17 protein-coding genes are annotated in these 21,942 nt (G+C 34.0%); 9 read left to right on the plus strand and 8 right to left on the minus strand.

Annotated features, from left to right (window positions below; genetic code table 11):
• The 6 genes from HNQ90_RS00005 to panC all read right to left on the minus strand — a co-directional run.
• Window positions 1-2,985 (minus strand): CshA/CshB family fibrillar adhesin-related protein (locus tag HNQ90_RS00005; protein WP_338081397.1); only part of this gene is annotated, 2,985 nt, incomplete at its 3' end.
• Window positions 2,986-3,326: 341 nt separating this feature from the next.
• Window positions 3,327-4,685 carry a DNA repair protein RadA gene (radA, locus tag HNQ90_RS00010; RefSeq protein WP_144114618.1) on the minus strand — a complete coding sequence of 453 codons (1,359 nt, stop codon included), beginning with the start codon at window positions 4,683-4,685 and terminating at the stop codon, window positions 3,327-3,329.
• Window positions 4,685-5,836, minus strand: coding sequence for an alpha/beta hydrolase (locus HNQ90_RS00015; protein WP_144114619.1), 1,152 nt, complete (start codon window positions 5,834-5,836; stop codon window positions 4,685-4,687). Before HNQ90_RS00015 ends, radA begins: the two co-directional genes overlap by 1 nt.
• 66 nt (window positions 5,837-5,902) lie before the next feature.
• On the minus strand, window positions 5,903-6,874 hold the full coding sequence (locus tag HNQ90_RS00020; RefSeq protein ID WP_144114620.1) for a lysylphosphatidylglycerol synthase transmembrane domain-containing protein: 972 nt from the start codon (window positions 6,872-6,874) through the stop codon (window positions 5,903-5,905).
• A 3-nt stretch (window positions 6,875-6,877) separates the two neighbouring features.
• Window positions 6,878-7,228 (minus strand): aspartate 1-decarboxylase, encoded by a 351-nt coding sequence (panD, locus tag HNQ90_RS00025; RefSeq protein WP_144114621.1) that lies wholly within the window; start codon window positions 7,226-7,228, stop codon window positions 6,878-6,880.
• A 13-nt stretch (window positions 7,229-7,241) separates the two neighbouring features.
• Window positions 7,242-8,093, minus strand: coding sequence for a pantoate--beta-alanine ligase (gene panC, locus HNQ90_RS00030; RefSeq protein WP_144114622.1), 852 nt, complete (start codon window positions 8,091-8,093; stop codon window positions 7,242-7,244).
• A 198-nt stretch (window positions 8,094-8,291) separates the two neighbouring features.
• Between panC and HNQ90_RS00035 the strand changes: the two genes are divergently transcribed.
• The 7 genes from HNQ90_RS00035 (at window position 8,292) to HNQ90_RS00065 (ending at window position 19,532) form a co-directional block, all read left to right on the plus strand.
• Window positions 8,292-9,110 carry a glycogen/starch synthase gene (locus HNQ90_RS00035; RefSeq protein ID WP_144114623.1) on the plus strand — a complete coding sequence of 273 codons (819 nt, stop codon included), beginning with the start codon at window positions 8,292-8,294 and terminating at the stop codon, window positions 9,108-9,110.
• 18 nt (window positions 9,111-9,128) lie between these two features.
• On the plus strand, window positions 9,129-10,826 hold the full coding sequence (locus HNQ90_RS00040; RefSeq protein ID WP_144114624.1) for a BamH family beta-barrel-assembly machinery protein: 1,698 nt from the start codon (window positions 9,129-9,131) through the stop codon (window positions 10,824-10,826).
• Between the two features lie 131 nt (window positions 10,827-10,957).
• Window positions 10,958-12,811, plus strand: a complete 1,854-nt coding sequence (glmS, locus tag HNQ90_RS00045; protein ID WP_144114625.1) for a glutamine--fructose-6-phosphate transaminase (isomerizing) — start codon at window positions 10,958-10,960, stop codon at window positions 12,809-12,811.
• A 213-nt stretch (window positions 12,812-13,024) separates the two neighbouring features.
• Window positions 13,025-15,784 carry a TonB-dependent receptor gene (locus HNQ90_RS00050; RefSeq protein ID WP_144114626.1) on the plus strand — a complete coding sequence of 920 codons (2,760 nt, stop codon included), beginning with the start codon at window positions 13,025-13,027 and terminating at the stop codon, window positions 15,782-15,784.
• A 10-nt stretch (window positions 15,785-15,794) separates the two neighbouring features.
• On the plus strand, window positions 15,795-17,456 hold the full coding sequence (locus HNQ90_RS00055) for an SGNH/GDSL hydrolase family protein (protein WP_172625787.1): 1,662 nt from the start codon (window positions 15,795-15,797) through the stop codon (window positions 17,454-17,456).
• A 169-nt stretch (window positions 17,457-17,625) separates the two neighbouring features.
• The gene (atpD, locus tag HNQ90_RS00060; protein ID WP_144114628.1) at window positions 17,626-19,134 is read left to right on the plus strand and encodes a F0F1 ATP synthase subunit beta; all 1,509 of its coding nucleotides are present in this window, start codon (window positions 17,626-17,628) and stop codon (window positions 19,132-19,134) included.
• A gap of 104 nt (window positions 19,135-19,238) precedes the next feature.
• Complete coding sequence (locus HNQ90_RS00065) at window positions 19,239-19,532, plus strand: F0F1 ATP synthase subunit delta/epsilon (RefSeq protein ID WP_144114629.1); 294 nt, start codon at window positions 19,239-19,241, stop codon at window positions 19,530-19,532.
• Between the two features lie 87 nt (window positions 19,533-19,619).
• Here HNQ90_RS00065 and HNQ90_RS00070 read toward each other — a convergent pair whose 3' ends face one another.
• Window positions 19,620-20,060 carry a LexA family protein gene (locus tag HNQ90_RS00070; RefSeq protein WP_144114630.1) on the minus strand — a complete coding sequence of 147 codons (441 nt, stop codon included), beginning with the start codon at window positions 20,058-20,060 and terminating at the stop codon, window positions 19,620-19,622.
• 272 nt (window positions 20,061-20,332) lie between these two features.
• Between HNQ90_RS00070 and HNQ90_RS00075 the strand changes: the two genes are divergently transcribed.
• A complete protein-coding gene (locus HNQ90_RS00075; protein ID WP_144114631.1) occupies window positions 20,333-20,875 on the plus strand; it encodes a hypothetical protein in 543 nt (180 codons plus the stop codon).
• Here the strand turns inward: HNQ90_RS00075 and HNQ90_RS00080 are convergent.
• Window positions 20,872-21,309 carry a DUF3157 family protein gene (locus tag HNQ90_RS00080; RefSeq protein ID WP_144114632.1) on the minus strand — a complete coding sequence of 146 codons (438 nt, stop codon included), beginning with the start codon at window positions 21,307-21,309 and terminating at the stop codon, window positions 20,872-20,874. The two genes, HNQ90_RS00075 and HNQ90_RS00080, sit on opposite strands and share 4 nt — an antisense overlap.
• A gap of 188 nt (window positions 21,310-21,497) precedes the next feature.
• On the opposite strand from HNQ90_RS00080, the gene HNQ90_RS00085 reads away from it, so the two are divergent.
• Window positions 21,498-21,926, plus strand: coding sequence for a putative signal transducing protein (locus HNQ90_RS00085; protein ID WP_144114633.1), 429 nt, complete (start codon window positions 21,498-21,500; stop codon window positions 21,924-21,926).
• The last annotated feature ends 16 nt before the right edge of the window (window positions 21,927-21,942 follow it).

A 21,942-nucleotide genomic window follows, 5' to 3' on the forward strand; every position in this document is an offset into this window, starting at 1 on the left:
ATAATTAGTAAAAGTATCATCAAGTTTTATCCATAACATGGTAGTCATTTTTGATAAACCACTAAAATTAAAATCACTATCAACATAATCATCAACGCCATCAAAATCAATAGTCGAAGAACGTGGTGGATTGATATTAAATATATCTCGATAATCTAAATCGCCGCCCGCTACTAAATCGGCATCTGTATCTGGCAAAATAGATAAGTCTGATGGATTTTCAATATCTTCATTAACATCCAATGAGGCATCACTAATATTTGTGGTTTCGAACGCATCATCCAATCCATCTGAATCTGCATCATTTCCTGAAACAACATTTGCCATTCCATTTTCTTCTATATCTGGTGTACTGTCATTATCACTATCTAAATCTAAATAGTCTGGTGTACCATCGCCATCTGTATCTTCTAAACTAGTAAACCCTGTGCCATAAGCAGTATCAATTCCAGTTGCGCTATCCACGGTTCCTGTAGGTGGAACATAGCCAACGGTAGGTTGTGCTTCGACATTATCTGGAATGCCATCGTTATCCGAATCTATATCTATAAAATCTGGCTTACTGTCATTATCTAAATCATTACTACAGTTTAAACCATAACTATTTGCATAAAGAAATGTTGGCCCATCAACTTTTTGAGAGACAACAACCGTATTATCTGTTAGCGAATTCCATGTAATTCTATTAAATTGAGGGTGTGCAGCATCAATAATCAAATCTTCTAACGGTGAAGTTAGCGTACGTTTCCCTTGCATAGTAATTTTTCCTATTGGAGAAATAATGATTTTTAAGGATAGAAATAACGGGTTAGCGTTGTAATAATTTAATGACCAAACATTAGAGTTACCTGACTGTCCGTAAAGGGAATTATCTGAAGCAAATCGCACTAACGACTCACCACTTGCATAAGCACCAGGTGCAAATTGAAGTTCATCTGGCACTAATTTCGTGCCATTTATTTCCAAATTAAAACTATTATCTAATGATGTGATTTCAATAACATATCCGCCTGTTGCAGCAGAAAAAGTGAAGGTATCCGTATTTCCGTTAGTTACTAAAAACGTGCTATATTCAACTTGACCACACTCTTCAAGATCTGGAATACCATCATTATCATTATCTAAATCGCATTCATCGCCAACACCATCACCATCTATATCATTAAAAGATGGGTTATTACTATTACAAGGACTACACTCGTTTGCTTGAACCAAAATATCTATACTACTTCCTAAACCTTGTCCGCCACTAGCTGTATTTGGTATACCATCTGCATCTTCTCCTCCTATTATTCTGCCATTAGCATCTAAATTACTATATCCTATTTGGCTGTTTGAAGCATCGCCTTCTAAAGCATCTAGACACCCATCGTTATCACTATCATTATCTAAATGATCTGGAATACCATCACCATCGGTATCTTTATCTGCACACTCCAAAAACACACCTATAGAAAGTCCTTGCTTACCATTTGTTTCACTTTCAATAAAAATATCTAAAACAGTAGCATTTACACTTCTAAATAATGGTGCAGTAACTGATGTATTTATTCCATTTCCGGCCACCGTTCCTGTACCTAATCCAGTTAATGGATAATTTGTACCAGAACCATAATATTCTAAAAGTTCCCAGTTACCACCATTGGTAGTTAATTGATATTCTTCGTCATTTTCGGCAGCTGTACCTGCACTATTAACATCGGTTGTTTCTGCATCGGCAACAACTAAATCTAACTTTTGACCTGTATCTGTTGTAATGGTTACAGTAAAACTTGCCGAAACCCCAGCCTGTACATCATTGTAAATAGACAGGTTACCCGCGGAGTTGCTAGCATCATAATGTTTCCATAATTCGGCGCCAGCCCAAGTTTGCATACTTCTAGCCAACATTAAACCAGCATCGGCATTCGCATTAGAAAATGTTGCCGTAGCCATTGTACCGTCTGGTAATGTAAAGTTTTTAGTATCGCCATTTTGAATTCCATTATTTAAAATACCCGACCAATCGAACCAATAAATATTATCTACATAAGTTGCAGAACCGTTTCCGTTTCCATCATTTAAATGCGAGCAATCCATTTCATCGGCATCTAAAATACCATCATTATCATCATCTAAATCATCGCCATCGCTATAGCCATCAGAATCGCTATCGTCCAACGTAAGGATAAAAACTTTTCCATCTCCGTGATCACTTGTAGAACCTGTTAGTCTAACCTTAGTTATTATTGATCCATTAGGAGCAATATCATCTAAATAAAACAAAGCAATTCCAACGGTTGAACAGTTAGTATTTACAACCCTGTCACTTAACCAATAATCCGACCCTGAAACAGGTGGTGTTATGGCACCCGATGTACCCAAATTACCAGGACTACCTGTACCGCCAAAACCCCATTGCGTTGTTGTTTCATGCACAAAAGTTTCGCCTAACGATTGTTCTGCTCCACTAGACGTAAGTTTACCAAACAACTCGATATGATAACAATTATTAGCATTCCGTTCTGTAATCGCCAAAATACTACTAGAACTAGATACTACACCTGCACTATAAGATAAGGTTTGACGTTGCGCCGTTGTTGTAGACGATTCGGCTGTAAAATTATCACAAACATTTGCGCCATTTCCTGTAGCCCAAAAAAAGTGATTTAAATTAAAATCTTGATATGCCGCTAAGGCTGAAGCATTCCATGTAGCGCTAGCACTAGTGGTTTCAACAACAGTTGCGTTTTTTTGTATTTTATTATAACTATGACCAGAAGATCCTAATTGAGTTAACTCATAACTGGTAGGTACGTTATACGTATCATAAACCAAATTATTAATAACAATACTTTCTATAGTTGCGGGATCCGTAGGACTTGTTTGAGTATCTGCCCATCTAAAATCTACACCAGCTTGAATACTAGGCGCATTAGTTTGAGAGATTGCATTATTAAAAATAAGGCATAAAACTAAGACAAAAAAAAGTAGTTTTTTTTTCATTTTAATAGGTTTGGGGTTAGCTATATAAAATTTTAAACTCAATATCATACTTTAGTGCAAAATCGACAAAACAACTTTGAGAGTGCAACATTACATGATTAATATTGCCCTTTGTTGTTTAAATTTTACACATTAACAATGTTATGAAATTGATTCTTGAGGGAAGAACAATTCAACTTTACAAATCGCAAAACATTACGGTTCGAACAATTTACAAAGCAAACCTAGGATATTTAATCGAAAAGAACTAAAAAAAGCCTCGCAAAAGCATTTAAAACTCCATTAAATGTATGTTTTTATCGATAAACGGTAATTTAACGTAATACAAACGCTTCTCTTTTTTAAACTACAAAACCTACCAAATCTTCAATTTTAGATATGAGTTGAATCTTAATTACAGTGTTTTTAAGTGATATTTTGTTGTATTTTGATACAAAAATAGTTGAAAAACCAAGTTTTTCAGCTTCCAAAATACGTTGCTCCACGCGCTGTACTGGTCTAATTTCGCCTGATAAACCAACCTCGGCAGCAAAGCAAAAATCTTTTTGAAGTGAGACATCTTCATTTGAAGATAAAATAGAAGCCACTACCGCTAAATCTATAGCAGGATCATCCACAGTTATACCTCCTGTTATGTTTAAAAATACATCTTTAGCTCCTAAACGGAAACCAGCGCGTTTTTCTAAAACAGCTAATAACATATTAAGCCTTTTAGCATTAAAACCTGTTGCACTTCGTTGCGGCGTACCGTAAACTGCAGTACTTACAAGAGCTTGTACCTCTATCATAAGTGGGCGCATACCCTCTAAGGTAGCAGCTATAGCATTTCCAGAAAGCTCTTCGTCCTTTTTTGAGATTAAAATTTCCGACGGATTTGAAACCTCTCTTAAACCAGAACCTTGCATTTCATAAATCCCTAACTCGTTGGTAGACCCAAAACGATTTTTATGTGCCCTTAAAATTCTAAATACGTGGTTTCTATCGCCTTCAAACTGCAAAACAGTATCGACCATGTGTTCTAAAATTTTAGGGCCAGCAATATTACCATCTTTTGTTATGTGCCCAATTAATAAAACAGGGGTAGCGGTTTCTTTAGCGAACTTAATAAGCTCTGTAGTACATTCTTTAATCTGCGAAATACTACCTGCCGAAGACTCGATATAATCGCTATGTAAGGTCTGAATAGAATCGATAATTACAATATCCGGCTCTAAAGCTTCAATTTGCTTGAAGATATTTTGAGTTTTTGTTTCTGTTAAAATATAACAGTTACTATTATTGGGATTAATACGTTCTGCACGCATTTTTATTTGTTTCTGGCTTTCTTCACCTGAAACATATAAAGTCTTATATGGTAATTTTAATGACACCTGAAGCAAAAGTGTACTTTTACCTATTCCTGGTTCACCTCCCAACAAGGTTAATGATCCAGGAACAATACCACCGCCTAAAACACGATTAAACTCGCCATCAAAAGTATCTAATCGGGCTTCCTTTGAAGAATCAATTTGATTAATTAATAAAGGAACCGATGCTTTTTTTGCTGCAGTTGTGGACGTTTTCCAATCACTCTTTTCTGGTTTTTGAATAAGCTCCTCTACAATAGTATTCCATTCTTTACAGGCATTACATTGCCCTTGCCATTTAGCGTATTGTGTACCGCAATTTTGACAAAAAAAAGTTGTTTTTACCTTAGCCATTAATACCCAAAATCTTCTTTTATTAAATCTGCTTTTTCTAGCATTAAATCTTTTGTAAGTCCAGCAATTTCTTCTAACGTATATGCTGACTGATAGGTACGCATAGCCTTTTTAGGCTCGCCTGTTTCTTCGTAAAAACGCGCAATATAATAAGTACCTAACAAAGTCTCAGGATATGCTTTTCTTGCCATTTTACCTAAATCCTCATAATACTCATATAATTCGTTTTTTTCAATGGCTGCAGAAATAGCTTTAAAATCGTTTAATAAAATCTTCTTATCTATACCAAACAAATCAGAAATAGACTGATATTTTTCTTGCAGATATACCACTGGCGAAATCTCTAATTCAAGGATAACATCTTTATACTCCTTTTTGGAAATAGGCTGAAATACTTTAAAAATACCCTCAATAGCACTTGGTATGGCATGGGTTGGCACAGAATAATGCGAAGGCCCATCAAAACTATCAAACCTAAAAACTACATTATCATTTTCAATAGCTGAAAGATCTGAATTTAAGGCTGCTGTCATGTCTTTTACAGAACTAGCATCGTTATTTGTATTTGCCAAATAGTAAAACGTTTTAGATTGTGTTTTCCCTAGGGCTTCTGGAAGATATTCTATCATTTGTGGCGCTAAATTTGGACTTATAGAAATATAAGCTTTAAATAAAGGCTGTGGCTTTAATAAGTAATAGTTAATAAAATTAGCCGTTTCTCCATGACCAACAGCCACCCTAAAATTACCTACTCTATATTTTTTTTCTAAATGAGCCATTAATTCCATGCCTATAAACTCGAAAAAAGCTGCTCCAGTTTCAATAGGTAATGAGTTTTGTTCAGAATACATACAATCATCAAATCGTTTTTCCATTTGATTAACACCAACAACTATAGCTTCTGGCATATCTTCCCAATAGGTAAAATAATCTACATTCCCTGCTACGGCTTCAAACATATAATCGCCATCTAATACAACAAATATTGGGTATGTTTTTTTGGTATCTGAATTATAACCTCTAGGTAATTGTACCTTAATTTGGCGCTCTTCGCCTAGTTTTAAAGAATTGATAATTTCGTATTTAACTTGTGCATCTAATAGATTACAAGCTACAAACAATAACAAAAAGAAAGTAATAGTCTTTTTCATTTTAAAAAGATTTGAGATTTTATAATGGCAAGGTAAGAAATTATAAAGAGAGAATAAAAGCAAAGCCTAAGCCTTGCTTGAGTTTTTATTTCGATTAAAAATAGGTAAATAAATAAGTGATAAGCCTCCACAAATAATAATTAACACCGTTTGAGCCGACCAAATTATCCAACCAAAAGCACGACTAGGATCTTCTGGAATAAAAAACAAAGAGGTAAACACCAATACAATAGCTTCTGGATAAGAGCCTATACCGCCATTTGTAGCCGCAATACTAAAACTAGCCGCTATAAAACCAATTAAAACGGCAGCAAATGGAATATTACTCATTTCCTGTAACGAAAAGGTAGTTACATAAAACATAAGCACATACATGGTCCAGATAAATAGCGTATGAAAAATAAAGGCCCATTTTTTCTTCATTTTAAATATACTTAAAACACCTTCCACCAATCCACTAACAAAGCCTTTAATTTTTATGGCAATCTTGGAACTACTAGTATTTATAAACCTTAAAAACAAAAGACCTAAAACCAAAAGGATAGCAAATGAAATCGCTATTTTGGTAGGATTAAATTTTTCTACCAAAAACCCATAAATAAAATCGAACTGAAGAAAAAGTGTTACCGCAATTATGCCAAGCATTACAATTAAATCGGCAATACGTTCGGCAACAATAGTTCCGAAACCTTTTTCAAAAGGAACACCTTCATAGTTTGTAAGTATTGATGCTCTTGCAACTTCACCAGCTCTAGGAATAGTATAATTTATTAAATACGTTGCAAAAACAGCCATTATACTGTTACCCAACTTTATTTTATAACCCATAGGTTCGAGCTGAAACTGCCAACGATAAGCTCTTGACAAGTGACTAAGTAACCCAAAAAACATACCCAACACTATATAGGTGTAATCTGCTTTTTTAAAGTACTTTATAAGCTCGCTTATTGAAATTTGAGACAGAGAATACCAAACTAAAAAAACTCCCAATAACAATGGGAGCGTGATTTTTAATATGTTCTTTATGTTTGTATTCAATGCCTATTTTAAAAGATTTGTAGCCTCATCTGGAAATACTAAAGACGGTTTAAATACTTTAGCTTCTTCAATATCCATAAAAGCATAGGTGATAAGAATTAATGTATCTCCAACCGCAACTTTTCTAGCTGCCGCACCATTTAAAGTTATTTCGCCACTATTTCTAGGTCCAGGAATACAATAGGTTTCTAAACGTTCGCCATTGTCGTTATTAACAATCTGTACTTTTTCGCCTTGAATAATATTGGCAGCATCCATTAAGTCTTCATCAATGGTGATACTTCCTATATAATTAAGTTCTGCACCTGTGCATTTAACTCTATGAATCTTAGATTTTACTACTTGAATTTGCATGTTACAAAGGTAATTAATTTAAAGCGATATTATCTATAAGTCTAATATCGTTAGCATACACAGCAATAAACGCTCTGTACTTTTTAGTTTTAGATTTTCGTTTTAATGGTTTTAAGGTTTCAATGTCCGATATTAAAAAATACTCTAATTCAAGAATATCGTGTTTATTAAACTGAGCATTAACCCATTCCGTAACTTTAGTAGCACTTTTTGTGCCAAATTTTTCTTTGGCAGCTTTTAACGTTTTATAAATAAAAGGCGCAGCCTCTTTATATTTCGGACTTAGCCTTGTATTACGCGAGCTCATTGCTAGTCCATTAGATTCTCTATGAATTTCACAACCTACAATTTGCACAGGTATATTGTACTTTTCCACTAATTTTTTAATGATAGCTAATTGCTGAAAATCCTTCTCTCCAAAATAAGCCTTATGTGGTTTTACAATATCGAAAAAGCGTTTAACAATAGTTCCTACACCATCAAAATGACCATGCCTAAATTTACCTTCCATTTCAAACTCCAGGCCATCAAAATCGAAATTTTGCGACACCGTATTCCCACCGTACATATCCTCTACCGTAGGCGCATAAACCACAATTTTAGTTGAACTAACAGTGTTTAGCAAAGCTACATCATTCTCTAAAGTTCTGGGGTATTTTAGCAAATCGTCTTTATTATCAAACTGTGTAGGATTCACAAAAATGCTTACCACAACCCTATCGTTATCAACTAAAGCTTTTTTAACTAACTGCAAATGCCCTTCATGCAATGCACCCATAGTAGGCACCATACCAACGGTTAGCTTTTTAGCCTTAAAACCATCAATAGCCAATGTAATTTGTTGTTTATCTGAGTAAATTTCCACTATTTAATAAAAAATTAACGGGTGCAAACTTAAGATTTTACAACCAATTAGCATAAAATTTTGTACTTTTGCGTGTTTTTTATTTTGAAATCTCAAAAGAAGAACCACTTTACAGCAGGCTTTTTAAAGTTCTCATTTCAAAAAAAGAAAACAACAATTGCTATTATAGAGCTATTTTAAGTCAACAAAAACAAACATATGAAAGATAAGAGGATATTATATGTATCATCTGAAGTAGTACCGTATTTACCAGAAACCGAGATTTCTTCAGCTTCTTTTGAAGCACCACGATTGGTAAATCAACAAGGCGGTCAAATAAGAATTTTCATGCCTCGATACGGTAACATTAATGAGAGAAGACATCAATTACACGAAGTTATCCGATTATCAGGTATAAATTTAGTGATTAATGATTTAGATATGCCTCTTATTATTAAAGTGGCTTCTATACCTAAAGAGCGTATTCAGGTTTATTTTATTGACAATGATGAGTATTTTAAAAGAAAAGCAACATTAACAGATGAAGATGGTAAGCTGTTTTCTGACAACGATGAGCGTGCTATTTTCTTTGCTAAAGGCGTTATTGAAACTGTTAAAAAATTAAATTGGGCGCCAGATATTATTCACGTTCATGGTTGGTTAGCATCTTTATTACCACTTTACTTAAAACAATACTACAAAGACGAGCCATTATTTAACGAAAGTAAAATAGTTACCTCTATTTACAATCAAAGCTTTGAAGGCACGTTAAATACAGATATGGTTAACAAAATTAAGTTTGATAATATTGAAGAGGATGCTATTAAAACTTTAGTAGAACCATCATACAATAGCTTAATGAAAGTAGCTATTGATTATTCTGATGCTTTAATTGTAGGGTCTGAAAACATTCCTGAAGAATTAGATACTTATTTAAAAGCCGCAGACAAACCTATTTTAGAATATAAAAGTAAAGATGAATTTGGTGAAGCTTATACCACGTTTTTTAACGAAACTGTTTTAGGTAATTCCAATTAATTCATTAAGTATTACTATATGAAAAACACATTTACAGCCCTTAAAATCTCTATTTTTTCACTTTTTGTTCTAACCTCTTTAGTGGCCTGCGACAAAGATTTTAGTATCATAGAAAGTGATGTTCTAGGTGAAGGCAATGCTAATTTTTTAACCAATACAGAATTTATTCCTGTAACGGCTTACAACAAAAAACTAAGCGCTCTACAAGTTAACAATCTAGCATCTAATTTATTAGGCGTATTTAAAGATCCGGAATACGGAACAACAACAGCTGGTATTGTAACTCAATTAACACCTTCTGTATACGGTGTAGATTTTGGCGTTAATCCAACAATAGATAAAGTTACCCTTCATATTCCTTATTTTAGTACAGCTATAGGTTTAGATGATGAAGGTAATACAACCTACCAATTGGATTCCGTTTATGGCAACGCAAACAAACCTATTAAATTATCCATTTATAGAAGTAATTATTTTTTAAGAGATTTCAATCCTTTAGGAGATGCCAGTACATCTCAGAATTATTATTCTAACGCTTCCAGCACTACTAATTCTGCACTTAACGGAAGTACAACCATTAATTTTGACGATCATATTCTAGAAACGATTTTCTCTGCAAGCACTATTATTCCTAGTAGCGCTGCATCAGAAACGATAACAGACGAAGATACTGAAGATGAAATTATAACTTATTCTGAACCTGCTTTTAAAGTTGAATTAGAAAGTGAATTTTGGCAAAATACTATAGTTGCAAAAAGTGGCGGATCTGAATTGAGCAACGAAAATAATTTTAAAAACTACTTTCGTGGCTTATATTTTAAAGCTGAAGCCGTTGATGACACTAATGACGGAAGCATGTTTTTAGTAAATTTAGAATCTACAAATGCATACATTACCATAGCATATACCAATGGTGAAGACGATGCAAGAGTCGAAAATACTTATACCCTAAAATTCACCGGAAATAAGCTAAACACCTTTATAAACGATTTTGAAACTACATTAACCGATGGAGACAACGTTAATGGAGACTCAACAATACATTTAAAAGGGATGGAAGGTTCTATGGCTGTAATCGATTTATTTGGGACAGAAGATCTTGATGGTAATGAAATTCCTGATAATTTAGATACGTTTTTAAAAACATATAGAAAAACCGATGAAAGTGGCAACTTTGTTAAAGACGAAGACGATAATTATGTTTTAAAAAGACTAATTAACGAAGCGCATTTAGAAATCTATGAAGACGACACTCAGGTTTCAAATACCTTAGACGATAACGGTGATGAATACCACAAATACGATCGTATTTATGCTTACGATATAAAAAATAATACAACCCTTATTGATTATTTATATGACCCTACAGAAAATAACGCAGCTGTTAGTTCTAAAATTATTAGTCTAGGGCAAAGAGGTGTTTTAACCGATGATGATGGTGAAGAAAAAGTTAAATACAAAATACGTATTACCGAACATCTAAATAATATTATCCAAAACGATTCAACCAATTACAATATTGGTTTAGTCATTTCTAATAATGTTAATTACACAAATAATTCTGAAATTTTAAACAGCACAGACGAAGTAACAGCTGTTCCTTCTGCTTCAGTAATAACCCCAAGAGGAACAATTTTATACGGAAGTCATGAAAGTGTGGATGACGATAAAAAACTAAAATTAAATATACTTTTCACTGAAACTAAAGAGGATTAACACGTTATAAATTAAGCAAAGTGTTTTTGAACGTATAAATAGACTAGTTCATATAATAATTATCCGTTCTAAACATTTATTTTTCATATTTGCGCCAATTAATTATAACCCCAAAATCAAATTAAAAAATTATGTGTGGAATTGTTGGATATATTGGACCCAGAGAAGCTTACCCTATTGTAATTGAAGGGCTTAAAAGATTAGAGTATAGAGGTTATGATAGTGCTGGAATAGCATTATTTGATGGCACAGACTTAAAAGTATCTAAAACAAAAGGTAAAGTAGCAGATTTAGAAGCGCGAGCTACCCAAGAAATTACTAAAACAGGAAATGTTGGTATTGGCCATACACGTTGGGCAACCCATGGTGTTCCTAACGATGTTAATTCACACCCACACTTATCAAACTCTGGTGATTTAGTCATTATCCATAATGGTATTATTGAAAATTACGATTCACTTAAAAAAGAACTTATTACAAGAGGCTACACCTTTCAATCTGATACCGATACCGAGGTATTAATTAATTTAATAGAAGACGTAAAAAAGCAAGAAGGTGTAAAACTTGGTAAGGCAGTTCAAGTTGCATTAAATCAAGTTATAGGTGCCTATGCTATTGCTGTTTTTGATAAAAATAAACCAGAAGAAGTTGTAGTCGCTCGTTTAGGAAGTCCGTTAGCCATTGGTATTGGCGAAAACGAGGACGAATTCTTTATAGCTAGTGATGCTTCACCTTTTATAGAATACACTAAAAACGCTGTTTATCTTGAAGATGAAGAAATGGCTGTTATTAGATTTCATAAGGGTATAAAAGTCAGAAAAATTAAGGATGATTCGTTAGTAGACACTTACGTTCAAGAGCTTCAAATGAATTTAGAGCAAATTGAAAAAGGAGGGTACGATCATTTCATGCTTAAAGAAATACATGAGCAACCTAAAGCTATAACAGATACCTATAGAGGAAGATTATTACGAAACGAAGCTATTATAAAAATGGCTGGTGTTGAAGATAACATGAAAAGATTTCTTAATGCCAACCGTATTATTATAGTCGCTTGTGGTACATCATGGCACGCAGGATTAGTAGCCGAATATATTTTTGAGGATTTAGCGCGCATACCTGTAGAAGTTGAATACGCTTCAGAATTTAGATATCGTAACCCTGTTATAAGAGAAGATGATGTAGTAATTGCTATTTCTCAATCTGGAGAAACTGCCGACACGCTTGCAGCCATTAAATTAGCAAAATCTAAAGGTGCCTTTGTATTTGGAGTTTGTAATGTAGTAGGTTCATCAATTTCTAGAGAATCTCATGCCGGTGCATATACACATGCTGGACCAGAAATAGGTGTAGCTTCAACTAAAGCATTTACCACTCAAATAACTGTTTTAACGCTTATCGCTTTAAGACTTGCTAGAGCAAAAGGAACTATTACTAGTTCAGATTTCCGTCAGCATTTATTAGAATTAGAAATGATTCCTAACAAGGTGGAAAAAGCATTAGAATCTGATAAAAATATTAGAGTCATAGCTGATGTTTACAAAAACGTAAGCAACTTTTTATATTTAGGAAGAGGTTATAATTTCCCGGTAGCTCTTGAGGGCGCTCTTAAATTAAAAGAGATTTCGTATATCCACGCCGAAGGTTATCCTGCAGCAGAAATGAAGCATGGCCCTATTGCTTTAATTGACGAAAACATGCCAATAGTAGTAATTGCAACTAAAAAAGGGCATTACGAAAAGGTAGTCAGTAATATTCAAGAAATTAAATCAAGAAAAGGAAAAATTATTGGAATAGTAACCGAAGGTGATGTTCAAGTAAGAGATTTAGCAGATCATGTTATTGAAGTACCTGAAACTTTAGAGTCTCTTTCGCCATTATTAACTACAATTCCTCTGCAACTGTTATCATATCATATTGCAGTAATGTTAGATAAAAATGTAGATCAACCAAGAAACTTGGCTAAATCGGTTACAGTAGAATAAAAATTACTTTTTATAAACACATTTTAAATTTCCATGCTTGTACTAAGCATGGAAATTCTTGTTTTAAGTCCTATTTTTTAAGTATTTAATAATAAATAGATACTTTTTTTGTTAAAACATACTATGCGTGCATAATTTTTTATATTTTTAGACACTTGCATAATATTATAATTTTATAGTATCTTGTTATTAAACTAAAACTTTGTAAACTACATGAAGACAATTCTCCCCTTTTTAATGTTATTATTTTGTGGAATTTCCTTTTCGCAAACAACAATTACTGGTACAGTAGTAGATGATAACAGCCAACCCATTCCGGGAGCCAACATTATTATTGTTGGTACATCAACTGGAAACGTAACCGACTTTGATGGTAATTTTACCGTAACCACAAACTTAAACCCACCCTTTACACTACAAGCTAGTAGCGTTGGCTTTGAAACGGCTACTGAAGAGGTTACTACAAGAAACCAAAAAGTAAATTTTATTTTAAAGGAAGGTAACGCTCTAGATGAAGTTGTAATTTCTGCATCTAGAACACCAGAACGTATTTTTGAATCTCCGGTAACGGTAGAGCGTTTCGGTCTTAAACAAATTAAAAACACAACGTCTGCCGATTTTTATGGTGGTTTAGAAAACCTAAAAGGTGTTGATGTAAACACCAATAGTTTAACTTTCAAATCGGTTAACACAAGAGGTTTTGCAACATTTGCAAACAACCGTTTCATGCAATTAGTCGATGGCATGGACAACTCTACTCCGGCATTAAACTTTCCAATTGGTAACTTAGTTGGTATGACAGAAACCGATGTGCTAAGTGTAGAATTACTACCTGGTGCATCTTCTGCATTATATGGTGCAAATGCCTTTAATGGTATTTTATTCATGCGTAGTAAGAATCCTTTCGATCACCAAGGCATTAGTGCTTCAATAAAAAGAGGAATTACTTCTCAAGAATCTGCAGGAGATAACGCTTATACGGATCTTAGTTTTAGAGCTGGTTACAAATTCACTGAAAAATTTGCAGCAAAAATCAACTTCGGTTACTTGAAAGGTACCGATTGGGCTGCCACTAGCGAAACAGATAAGTTGAACCCAAACAACACCAGAGCTAACACAGATTATGATGGTATTAACGTATATGGTGATGAAGTATCTGCAAATATTAGAACCGAAGCACCTGCCAGTGTAAAAGGTATTATCCCAGATGTTGTGGTTAGTAGAACAGGTTATAACGAAAGAGATTTAACAAACTACAATGCAGAAAGTATTAAATCTGATTGGGGATTATACTACCGTCCTTGGGAAAATGATTTTGAAGTATCTTATGTTGGAAAAGTAGGAACAGGATCAACTATTTATCAAGGAACAAATAGATATAACATTGCAAACTTTTTTCAACAGCAACATAAATTAGAATTTAAAAATGATAATTTCTTTTTAAGAGGTTATGTTGTAACAGATAAGGCTGGAGACTCTTACGATATGGTCTTTACAGGTATTAATATTAATAGGGCATGGAAAGCAGATAAACAATGGTTTCAAGAATATATTGAAACTTATGCTGGCGCAACCCTTGGTGGTGCAACAGAAGCAGAATCTCACGCAGCGGCAAGAGCGCAAGCAGAATCTGGACGCTATTTACCGGGTACTCCTGAGTATCAATCTGCTTTTACTAGAAGTATTAACGATCCAGACTTAAGTACAGGATCTAAATTTCAAGATGCCTCTAAATATTACCATTCAGATGCTAACTATAACTTAAGTCATTTAATTGATTTTGCCGAAATTCAAGTTGGTGCATCTTACAGAAGATATAATCTAAATTCTTCAGGAACTATTTACACAGATTTAGACGGGCCAATCGACTATTCAGAATATGGAATCTATACTCAAATTCAAAAAAACATAGAATTCAATGACGATTTAGAATTAAAATTAACAGGATCTGTTCGTTACGATAAATCTGAATTTTTTGATGGTTTCTTTTCACCAAGAATATCTGCAGGTTTAACAGTTAATCAAAATCACAACATTCGTGCTTCTGTACAAACAGGATTTAGAAATCCAACAACACAAGATTTATTTATTGGTTTAGATGCTGGTAGAGCTATCTTAGTTGGTTCGGCTCCAGAAAATTTAGACAGATATGTTAGAACATTTGATGTAAGTGATGAAGGTCAAGTAGGATTCGGTCAAGATGCTACTGTAACACAAACAGGACGTGTTGCTTATGAGAATTCTTACACTGCAAGTTCTGTACAGGCCTTATCAGATACTGGAAACCCTGCTGTTCTTGAGGTTTCTAATCCTGATATTATTAAACCAGAGCAAGTATCATCTGCTGAGATTGGATATCGTGGTAAATTCGAAAATTTAATTGTTGATTTTAGTACATATTACAACAAGTATAAAGACTTCATTTCTCAAGAAGTTGTTATATCTCCTTATTATGGTACAGTGGGCTCTCCCGATGGGTTAGCTATCGCTTCAATTGCTAATAAAGACTTTCAAGCCTATAGCACATACACAAATTCAGAAGCGGATGTTAACTCTTATGGTGCTTCAATTGGATTAACTACCAAAGTATTTGGAGACTTTGATTTAAGTGGAAGTTATACTTATGCTAAATTAGATTTTGATAGAAATAAATATCCAGATTTCACAACAAACTTTAATACACCAGAACACAAATTTAAAGCGTCTTTTGGAAATACTGAATTATTTAAAAACTTCGGTTTTAATGTAAATTACAGATTTAGTGATGACTATTTCTGGGAAGCAACATTTGGTAATGGTCTAGTACCAGAATACCACGTTGTTGATGCTCAAATCAATTTAAGAGTCCCTAGTTTTAAATCTACGTTCAAAGCAGGAGCTACAAATCTTTTAGGAGATGAGTACTTTACCGCTTTTGGTACAGGCTTTATAGGCTCAATGTACTATGTGTCTTGGACTATTAATAACCTATAAAAAAACAAACATGAAAAATATAAAATATTTAACTTTAATATTTGGCCTTATTGCTTTTGTTGGCTGTAATGAACCTGAAGATGTCCTTAAAGACACTAATATTGAGCCTGAAGAAGTTGTTGTATTACCAGAACTAATAACAGGATCTACAGATTTCTCAACTTACGTTTCTATAGGAAATTCGCTTACTGCTGGTTTTACAGATAATGCTTTATTTAAAGCATCTCAAGAAAACTCGTTTCCAAATATATTATCACAAAAATTTGCTATGATTGGTGGTGGAGATTTTAATCAACCACTTACAAACGACAACTTTGGAGGTATTGCTCTAGGAGGAAACAGAATCTTGGAACCAAGATTAGTAACAACAGGAGGAGCTCCAGTAAGTTTAGAAAGCGTAATTGGACCTGTTACTGTAACAACAGATGTAGCATTAAATAATCCAACCGGACCTTTTAATAACATGGGTGTTCCAGGAGCAAAAAGTTTTCATTTACTTGCTCCCGGCTATGGTAACATTAGTGGTTTATTAACCGACCCTGCAACGGCAAATCCTTATTTTGTTAGAATGACAGGAACAACTCCAGATGCTAGTATTTTGCAGTTAGCTATGGCACAAACACCAACCTTCTTTTCTTTATGGATTGGGAATAATGATGTTTTAGGATATGCCACTACAGGTGGAGATGGCACAAACCCAATAACTCCTGTTGATGGTGCTCCAGGTGTTGGTTTTACTCAAACTTATGGCGCTTTAATTGCAACATTAACAGCCGGTGGCGCCAAAGGCGTTATTGCAAACATACCTTATGTAACCGATATTCCACATTTTACAACGGTGCCCTATAATGCTTTAGATCCAAATGATGAAGATAACGGCCCTGCACTTATAGCTCAAATACCAACTTTAAATACTGTTTATGGTGCATTAAATCAAATTTTTAATTTGGTTGATCCTTCTCGCGTCATATCATTTTCTTCAACAGAAGCTAACGGTGTTGTAATTAAAGATGAAACTTTGGCCGACCTTTCCTCAGTAATCAGAGGTGGATTACTATCGAATAGACCAGCATTTGAAGGCTTTATTGCTCAGTTCGGCTTAGCGCCTGAAGCTGCGGATTCTGTAGCTACTTTATTTGGAATTGTTTATGGACAAGCTCGACAAGCCACAGCAGACGATTTATTTGTATTACCTAGTTTAAGTATTATTGGAGAGGTTAACGAAACTCAATCAGCCTTTTTACAATCACAAGACTTACCAGAAGCCCTTGCAGATCAATTCTCAGCAGAAGGTGTTACTTTTCCTTTGGCAGATAAATGGGTTTTAATTCCGAGTGAACAAGACGAAATTAAAAAAGCTGTCGATGCATTTAATTTAACTATTGAAACCGCAGCAACAAATGCAGGATTAGCATTTGTTGACGCTAACTCTTTATTATCTCAATTAGCAACAACTGGAATAGAAACTGATAATTTTATTTTAAAATCCAATTTAGTAACGGGTGGTGCTTTTTCATTAGATGGAGTACACTTAACATCTAGAGGTTATGCCATGGCAGCAAATGAATTTATGAAAGCCATTGATGCAGCTTATGGAACTAACTTTGAAGCTTCAGGAAATTTAGTTAACACTGGAAACTATCCAACAAACTATTCTCCATTGTTACAATAAAATAGAATTCAAATAATACTATAAAAACACCTTCAAATTGAAGGTGTTTTTTTTGGTGCAAAAAAGCTTTAAAAACAACTTTCATTTTAAATTAAAAAATATATCTTTGCACGCGAAAACTTAAAGTGTTTTTATAGAATTAAAACGCATAATATTAAATACATAAGTAATGTCTAAAGTTACAGGTAAAGTTGCACAAATAGTTGGACCGGTTATCGATGTTGAATTCGCTGCTGGATCAGAACTTCCAAAAATTTACGATTCATTAGAAATTAAAAAAGCAGATGGTTCGCTTTTAGTACTAGAAGTACAATCTCATATTGGAGAAGATACTGTACGTACTATTGCCATGGATTCTTCTGATGGTTTAAGTAGAGGTACAGAAGTTACTGCAACAGGTGCTCCTATACAAATGCCGATTGGTGATGATGTTTATGGACGTTTATTTAATGTAATTGGAGATGCTATTGATGGTCTTGGAGATTTACCTAAAGCTGGAGAAGCGGGGTTACCAATTCACCGTCAAGCTCCAAAATTTGAAGATTTATCAACTTCTACTGAAGTTTTATTTACTGGTATTAAAGTAATCGATTTGATTGAGCCTTATGCAAAAGGAGGTAAAATTGGTTTATTTGGTGGTGCTGGTGTAGGTAAAACAGTATTAATTCAGGAGTTGATTAACAATATTGCAAAAGGACACGGTGGTTTATCTGTATTTGCTGGAGTGGGTGAAAGAACTCGTGAAGGGAATGATTTACTTCGTGAAATGTTAGAGTCTGGAATTATCCGTTATGGAGATGATTTTATGCATTCTATGGAAGATGGCGGATGGGATTTATCTAAAGTGGATAAATCTAAAATGAAAGAATCGAAAGCTACTTTCGTATTCGGACAAATGAATGAGCCTCCTGGAGCACGTGCACGTGTTGCCTTATCTGGTTTAACTATTGCTGAGTATTTCCGTGATGGTGCTGGTGAAGGACAAGGAAAAGATGTATTATTCTTCGTAGATAATATCTTCCGTTTTACACAAGCTGGTTCTGAGGTATCTGCATTATTAGGTCGTATGCCTTCTGCGGTAGGTTACCAACCAACATTAGCAACCGAAATGGGTGCGATGCAAGAACGTATTACTTCAACTAAAAGAGGTTCTATTACATCTGTACAAGCGGTTTACGTACCTGCAGATGATTTAACGGATCCTGCACCTGCTACAACCTTTGCTCACTTAGATGCAACAACTGTATTATCTCGTAAAATTGCTGAGTTAGGTATTTACCCTGCGGTAGATCCTTTAGATTCTACTTCTAGAATTTTAACTGCTGATATTTTAGGTGATGAGCATTATGCTTGTGCACAACGCGTTAAAGAGTTATTACAACGTTATAAAGAATTACAAGATATTATTGCTATTCTTGGTATGGAAGAATTATCTGAAGAAGATAAATTAGCCGTAGGTAGAGCAAGACGTGTACAACGTTTCTTATCTCAACCTTTCCACGTAGCAGAGCAGTTTACTGGTATTCCTGGTGTATTAGTTGATATTAAGGAAACTATTAAAGGATTTAACATGATTATGGATGGTGAATTAGATCGTCTTCCTGAAGCAGCCTTTAACCTTAAAGGAACCATTGAAGAAGCTATTGAAGCTGGAGATAAAATGCTTGCAGAGGCGTAAGCTGAAAGCAAGTGCTGAATTTATTTCAGCATCTTTTAAATTGAATATCGAATAAAATTAAAAAGACCCTGAAATAAATTCAGGGTAGTTAAACAAGTTTAACTATGTATTTAGAAATAGTATCACCAGAAGCCACATTATTTAGCAGCGAAGTTGATTCTGTAGCAGTTCCAGGTATAAACGGTGAGTTTCAAATGTTGGATAATCACGCTCCTATAGTTTCTATACTAAAAGAAGGTTTTATTAAAATCCATACACATACACAAACCCACTTAGAGTTTGATGCTTTACATTCTGAAGTTATTCCACATAACGATGATGATAAAGTATTGACTATAAAAATAAATTCGGGTACACTTGAAATGAAAGATAATAAAGCTATAATTTTAGCAGATTAATTTTATTTTAAATATTGATATATTAAAAAACGCAAAGCTTAAACTTTGCGTTTTTTTATGTTTATACTCTTTTTTATATACAAACGATTATACCTTTTTAATCACATTGGTTACAATACCCCAAATAACAAAGTCGTTATCGTCGGTAATTTTAATAATTGGATAGTTTGGGTTTTCGGGTTGTAGCCACATCCCGTCTCTATCAACTCTTAAACGTTTTACGGTAAATTCGCCATCTAGAAAACATACCGCAATTTTATTATTTGCAGGTTCTAAGCTTCTATCTATTACTAATAAATCGTTATCATCAAGTCCTGCTCCTATCATGGATTGTCCACTTACACGCGCATAAAAGGTGGTTTCTTTATTTCTTACCAGTTCGGTGTCTAAGGATAAACGTTGTTGACTAAAATCTTCTGTTGGCGCTGGAAATCCTGCCGAAATTCCTGTATCGAAAAAAAGTGCCCCTGAAGACTGCGTTGATTCTGGCGAAAAAATATCTATCGAGTTTGTGTTTAGTGCTATCATAAATTAAAGATTTTGCTGGCGGTTTAGTGCGTTAGGGATTGAGCGGTTTGTTTGAAATCCTTTTTGTTTTTCGCAAAAAGATTGAGTAGCGAAAGCCCGACCGCCTGCCCTGAGCATAGACGAAGGGTGTGGTAACGCCCAAATTAATTTTCTGCTTCTAAATTTAATTTAAAATTTTGAAATATCAACTTTTATTAGACACTATAATACATCTAAACATATCTTATAAACTGTTTATAGCCGATTTGCGTGTTTTATTATATTTGTGGTCAATGGATAAAACACTAACATATATTGAAAGGCAAAAGCCATTATGGCTTCGTATTAGTGCGGCAATATTATTTACCATTGTGGCAGGCTTAATTTTCCATTTTGTAATAACAATGGATTTTTCGTTGGAAGAACGCCACTTTTATGGCCACTTCGATTATTTCCAGACTATATTTATTCTTTTATTTTTGGCCATTTATTTCTCTTATACAGTAAATTGTTATTTCGATTTTGGAACAAAATTATTTAAGAGAGAAAAAACGATTGGAATTTTTAGATATGGACGCTGGAAACCGTTACCAGATTTAGACTATGTATCCTTATTTGCCGTTAATGCCAATACTTTTGAAATAAATTTATGGCATTCGAAAAACAAACATTGGGATTTATACGAAAAATACGATTTTAAAGACGCCTTTACTATTGCCTATGAGCTTTCGGAACTCTTAGATATTAGCCTACTGGACGCTACAATTCCAGGCGATTTTAAATGGGTTGATAAAAAAGCGACGATGGAAAGTGGAAACATGGTGTATGTAAATTAAAAAATATCCTGCTTTTTAATAATGGTATTGCCTATACGCTTATATGCAACAGGTATTCCGTTAGCACAAAATTGATATGTGGCTTTCGATTTTTGTTCGGAAACGGATAGCAATAAAACATCTTCTATGGTACAATTATTATCTTTTGCTACTTTTGCTTTTACGTGACTTATTGTAGCGCGTCCTTTTTTTAATTGGGCTTGTATTTTACTATTTAAAGCCGGCTCCTTAAAGTCTGATGCTAAATTACAGCCTGTATCCGCTTTTAAAGGTGTTTTAATGCTTGTTAATGAAGATTGCCCATCGATATACTCCCAAGTAAAATCGGCTTTAAGTAATACACGTCTACCATCCTCTGTATTTACAATCTGATTATTTTGTGCACATACAAAAGATGAAACTAAAAGACTTAAAAGGAAAAAATATGTTTTCATGAAGGGAGCGTTATAAGATTATTTGTACCACCAAAAATACAATATAAAATTCATTATGTTTTAAAAAAAATAGAGACGTGAAGAATACAGATTGCTGATAGACACCAAATTAATGTAAGAAAAAAATGATGATATTCGTTTACAAACAAAATTTAAAAAACTATATTTACTTAAACTAATCTTGAATTATGGCCGAAACCTTCACTACAGTTGCAAAATTTCAATATTCGGCAGAGGCGCAAATTGTTAAAGGACGTTTGGTAGCCGAAGGGATTAAAGTATTCTTATTTGATAATTTAACTATTGATACAGATCCTTTGGTAAGTAATGCCATTGGAGGCGTAAAGCTAAAAGTTTTATCTACCGATGTCATTAAAGCACGACATATTTTAGAAAGTATAGCAAAATACTCTATAGATGATGATGGCCAACCCGTAGTATGCCCTAATTGCAATAAGAAGGAAATTGAAATTTTTTCTACCATAACCAATTTAAAATCTCTTTTAGCATTCATTTTTGCATTAGTAGCAAACCTTTTAACAAGTGTTTTACCTATTTACACAAAGCACAAATACAGGTGTAATAATTGCAAAACAGAATTTGAAATTTCTAAGTGATAAACTGGATTACACG

This window comes from Algibacter amylolyticus (assembly GCF_014202225.1).
GTDB classification, from domain to species: domain Bacteria; phylum Bacteroidota; class Bacteroidia; order Flavobacteriales; family Flavobacteriaceae; genus Algibacter_B; species Algibacter_B amylolyticus.

Coding starts and splice junctions, on each gene's coding strand:
- HNQ90_RS00075 (WP_144114631.1), top strand. CDS start 20,333: ATGGATAAAACACTAACATATATTGAAAGGCAAAAGCCATTATGGCTT.
- HNQ90_RS00015 (WP_144114619.1), bottom strand. CDS start 5,836: ATGAAAAAGACTATTACTTTCTTTTTGTTATTGTTTGTAGCTTGTAAT.
- HNQ90_RS00055 (WP_172625787.1), top strand. CDS start 15,795: ATGAAAAATATAAAATATTTAACTTTAATATTTGGCCTTATTGCTTTT.
- HNQ90_RS00040 (WP_144114624.1), top strand. CDS start 9,129: ATGAAAAACACATTTACAGCCCTTAAAATCTCTATTTTTTCACTTTTT.
- HNQ90_RS00050 (WP_144114626.1), top strand. CDS start 13,025: ATGAAGACAATTCTCCCCTTTTTAATGTTATTATTTTGTGGAATTTCC.
- HNQ90_RS00080 (WP_144114632.1), bottom strand. CDS start 21,309: ATGAAAACATATTTTTTCCTTTTAAGTCTTTTAGTTTCATCTTTTGTA.
- glmS (WP_144114625.1), top strand. CDS start 10,958: ATGTGTGGAATTGTTGGATATATTGGACCCAGAGAAGCTTACCCTATT.
- HNQ90_RS00070 (WP_144114630.1), bottom strand. CDS start 20,060: ATGATAGCACTAAACACAAACTCGATAGATATTTTTTCGCCAGAATCA.
- panD (WP_144114621.1), bottom strand. CDS start 7,228: ATGCAAATTCAAGTAGTAAAATCTAAGATTCATAGAGTTAAATGCACA.
- HNQ90_RS00035 (WP_144114623.1), top strand. CDS start 8,292: ATGAAAGATAAGAGGATATTATATGTATCATCTGAAGTAGTACCGTAT.
- atpD (WP_144114628.1), top strand. CDS start 17,626: ATGTCTAAAGTTACAGGTAAAGTTGCACAAATAGTTGGACCGGTTATC.
- radA (WP_144114618.1), bottom strand. CDS start 4,685: ATGGCTAAGGTAAAAACAACTTTTTTTTGTCAAAATTGCGGTACACAA.
- HNQ90_RS00085 (WP_144114633.1), top strand. CDS start 21,498: ATGGCCGAAACCTTCACTACAGTTGCAAAATTTCAATATTCGGCAGAG.
- HNQ90_RS00065 (WP_144114629.1), top strand. CDS start 19,239: ATGTATTTAGAAATAGTATCACCAGAAGCCACATTATTTAGCAGCGAA.